The sequence below is a fragment of the Pseudomonas sp. Sample_24 genome, assembly GCF_004307605.1.
Taxonomy (GTDB): Bacteria; Pseudomonadota; Gammaproteobacteria; order Pseudomonadales; family Pseudomonadaceae; genus Aquipseudomonas.
Genome location: NZ_RCNW01000530.1, coordinates 1 through 2,746, shown reverse-complemented (window position 1 = coordinate 2,746; position 2,746 = coordinate 1). Strand labels below are relative to the sequence as shown.

The following is a 2,746-nucleotide window of genomic DNA, read 5'->3' as shown; positions in this document are numbered from 1 at the left end:
ATGACGTTGAGACACTCTCTGCTAAGCTCGATGAGCTGACGGCATTGCTCGAACGTGTCGCGCGTAAATCTTAAGGAGAACGGGATGGCTGTTAAAAAGAACACCGAAAAAGAAGGCAGCTCGTGGATCGGGAAAGTCGAAGACTACTCCCGTAAAATCTGGCTGGCTGGTTTGGGCGTGTACTCGAAGATCGACACTGACGGCAGCAAACTCTTCGATGCATTGGTTAAGGACGGCGAGAAAGCCGAGAAGCTCACCAAGAGCGCCGTGGGCAAAAAAGTCGACGCCGCCAAGGACTCCGCTTCTTCGGCCAAATCGCGCATCAGCGGCGTGAAAGACCGCGCACTGGGCAAGTGGGATGAGCTCGAAGGCGCTTTCGACAAGCGTCTGAACAGCGCCATTTCGCGTCTGGGCGTACCGAGCCGCAATGAAGTAAAAGCATTGCACAGCAAGGTCGATACCCTGACCAAGCAAATCGAAAAACTGACCGGTGCCAAGGTCGCGCCTGTTGCGGCGAAGACTGCAGCGGCAAAACCTGCTGCCAAACCGGCCGCAAAGACCGCGGCTAAACCACTGGCAAAAGCCGCAGCCAAACCTGCCGCCAAGCCAGCGGCAAAAACTGCCGCAGCGAAACCTGCAGCAGCCAAGGCAGCGGCCAAACCGGTCGCCGCTAAAGCGGCTGCCAAGCCAGCAGCCAAACCGGCAGCAAAGCCAGCCGCTAAAACCGCCGCCGCTAAACCTGCAACCAAACCAGCGGCAAAACCTGCTGCTGCGAAAAAGCCAGCGGTGAAGAAGCCGGCAGCTCCTAAAGCCGCTGCCAAGCCAGCTGTGGCAGCGGCCAAGCCGGCAACCCCGACCGCAGCTCCAGTCAGCGCATCGAACTCCGCGACCGCGCCAACGCCTGCTGTCACCCCGACTGTCGCGCCGGCTCCATCGACGCCAACCAGTCAGTCCTGATGATCGTTCCCACGCTCTGCGTGGGAACGCCTCAACGGACGCTCCGCGTCCACTGCGGCAGTGACGCAGAGCGTCACCGGCTGCATTCCCACGCGGAGCATGGGAACGATCACGCCCGATCTGCCAAGGTCGGGCGTTTTTGTTTGTGCACGGTTTATGCGTTCCCTGCAGGCGCCGAGCTCTGTTCCTGATGATCGTTCCCACGCGGAGCATGGGAACGATTACGCCCGATCTGCCAAGGTCGGGCGCTTTTGTTTGTGCACGGTTTTATGCGTTCCCTGCAGGCGCCGAGCTCTGTTCCTGATGATCGTTCCCACGCTCAGCGTGGGAATGCCTCAACGGACGCTCCGCGTCCACTGCGGCAGTGACGCTGAGCGTCACCGGGTGCATTTCCACGCGGAGCATGGGAACGATTACGCCCGATCTGCCAAGGTCGGGCGTTTTTGTTTGTACACGGTTTTATGCGTTCCCTGCAGACGCCGAGCTTGCTCGATGCCTAAAGAGGCTAGTCGTGTTCTTCCAGATACTGCATCGCCATCTGCTCGGTCGCAGCTTTCATCGATGGCAGCAGGTGAGGCGCCACCAGCATCATGATCTGGTACACCACCAGACGTACTTCCCCCGCTCGATCGAGAATCCGCTGGTAGTCCAGTGAGAACAGCAGCGTCATGGTTATCTGCTCCACCAGTTGCCCCAGTGCCTGGGTATCGCTGACCAGCAGCCCTTGAGCTTGCAAGCGCGCCAGCAATGAAGCCAGCGTGCGTTTGAGCCCGTTTAGCAGGTTGCGAATGCCTTTGGCCAGTTTCGGCAGGCGTCCTGCCAGATTCGACAGGTCCTGGAACAGAAACCGGTAGTGAGCCAGGCGTTCGACGATCAGATGCAGGAACAGCCAGTAATCTTCAGGGGCCAGCTCGACATCCGCCGGTGGGTCGAGCAGCGGCGCCAATTCGGCCTGAAAGCGCTCGAACAGCCCGAGGATCAATGGCTCCTTGCCGTGGAAGTGGTAGTAGAGGTTGCCCGGGCTGATGCCCATTTCGTTGGCAACTTCCATGGTGGAAACGTTCGGTTCGCCCTTCTGATTGAACAACTGCAGGGCACATTCGAGGATGCGGTCGCGGGTTTTCATCCAGTCTTCTTAGTGTTCGGGTCCTGCCACGGCCGACATCGGCCGTGGTTCGTTTGAACGTCAGCGCACGCGCACGTAAGTACCGGGCGCCGCCTCCATCGGTGGATAGTTCTGGTTGCCGAGGGCCATGTGGGTTTCCTTTTGCGCACCCGAGCGTTGCTGTATCCAGGCCAGCCATTGCGTCCACCAACTGCCATCCACACGCTTGGCATCGTAATACCAGGCCCGTGGGTCGCTACTCAATTTGCCGTTCTCGACGTAGTTGGCTTTCGGGTTGCTCGGCGGGTTGAGGATGCTCTGCACATGGCCGCTGTTGGACAGGACGAAGCGGCGTTCGCCACCCAGCAGTAACGTTGAGCGGTACACCGCATCCCACGGCGTGATGTGGTCGTTGATTCCGGCGACGCTGAAGCTGTCGACAGTGACCTTCTGCAAGTCGATCGGCGTGCCACACACTTCGAGACCGCCCGGATGGCTCAGCGGGTTGTGCTTGAAAAAGTCCAGCAGGTCACCATGCAGAGCCGCCGGCAGGCGCGTGTTGTCGTTGTTCCAGTAGAGGATGTCGAAGGCGGGCGGCTCCTTGCCCAGCAGGTAATTGTTGACGAAGTAACTCCAGATCAAATCGTTGGGGCGCATCCAGGCGAAGACCTTGGCCATGTCGCG

3 protein-coding genes and 1 pseudogene are annotated in these 2,746 nt (G+C 59.6%); 2 read left to right on the top strand and 2 right to left on the bottom strand.

Going from position 1 to position 2,746, the window contains the following annotated elements:
- Both D8V06_RS29855 and D8V06_RS29850 read left to right on the top strand, forming a co-directional pair.
- A pseudogene (locus D8V06_RS29855) lies at nt 1-74 on the top strand (poly(3-hydroxyalkanoate) granule-associated protein PhaI); the annotation flags it as partial.
- Between the two features lie 10 nt (nt 75-84).
- Nucleotides 85-957 carry a phasin family protein gene (locus tag D8V06_RS29850; protein WP_130906988.1) on the top strand — a complete coding sequence of 291 codons (873 nt, stop codon included), beginning with the start codon at nt 85-87 and terminating at the stop codon, nt 955-957.
- Nucleotides 958-1,462: 505 nt separating this feature from the next.
- Here D8V06_RS29850 and D8V06_RS29840 read toward each other — a convergent pair.
- On the bottom strand, nt 1,463-2,083 hold the full coding sequence (locus tag D8V06_RS29840; protein ID WP_056852250.1) for a TetR/AcrR family transcriptional regulator: 621 nt from the start codon (nt 2,081-2,083) through the stop codon (nt 1,463-1,465).
- A gap of 60 nt (nt 2,084-2,143) precedes the next feature.
- Nucleotides 2,144-2,746, bottom strand: a 603-nt coding sequence (locus D8V06_RS29835) for an alpha/beta fold hydrolase (protein WP_177434517.1), incomplete at its 5' end; no start/stop codon positions are given.

Excerpts from the sequence above, each read along its gene's own strand:
- D8V06_RS29840 (WP_056852250.1), bottom strand. The coding sequence starts at position 2,083 with ATGAAAACCCGCGACCGCATCCTCGAATGTGCCCTGCAGTTGTTCAAT.
- D8V06_RS29850 (WP_130906988.1), top strand. The coding sequence starts at position 85 with ATGGCTGTTAAAAAGAACACCGAAAAAGAAGGCAGCTCGTGGATCGGG.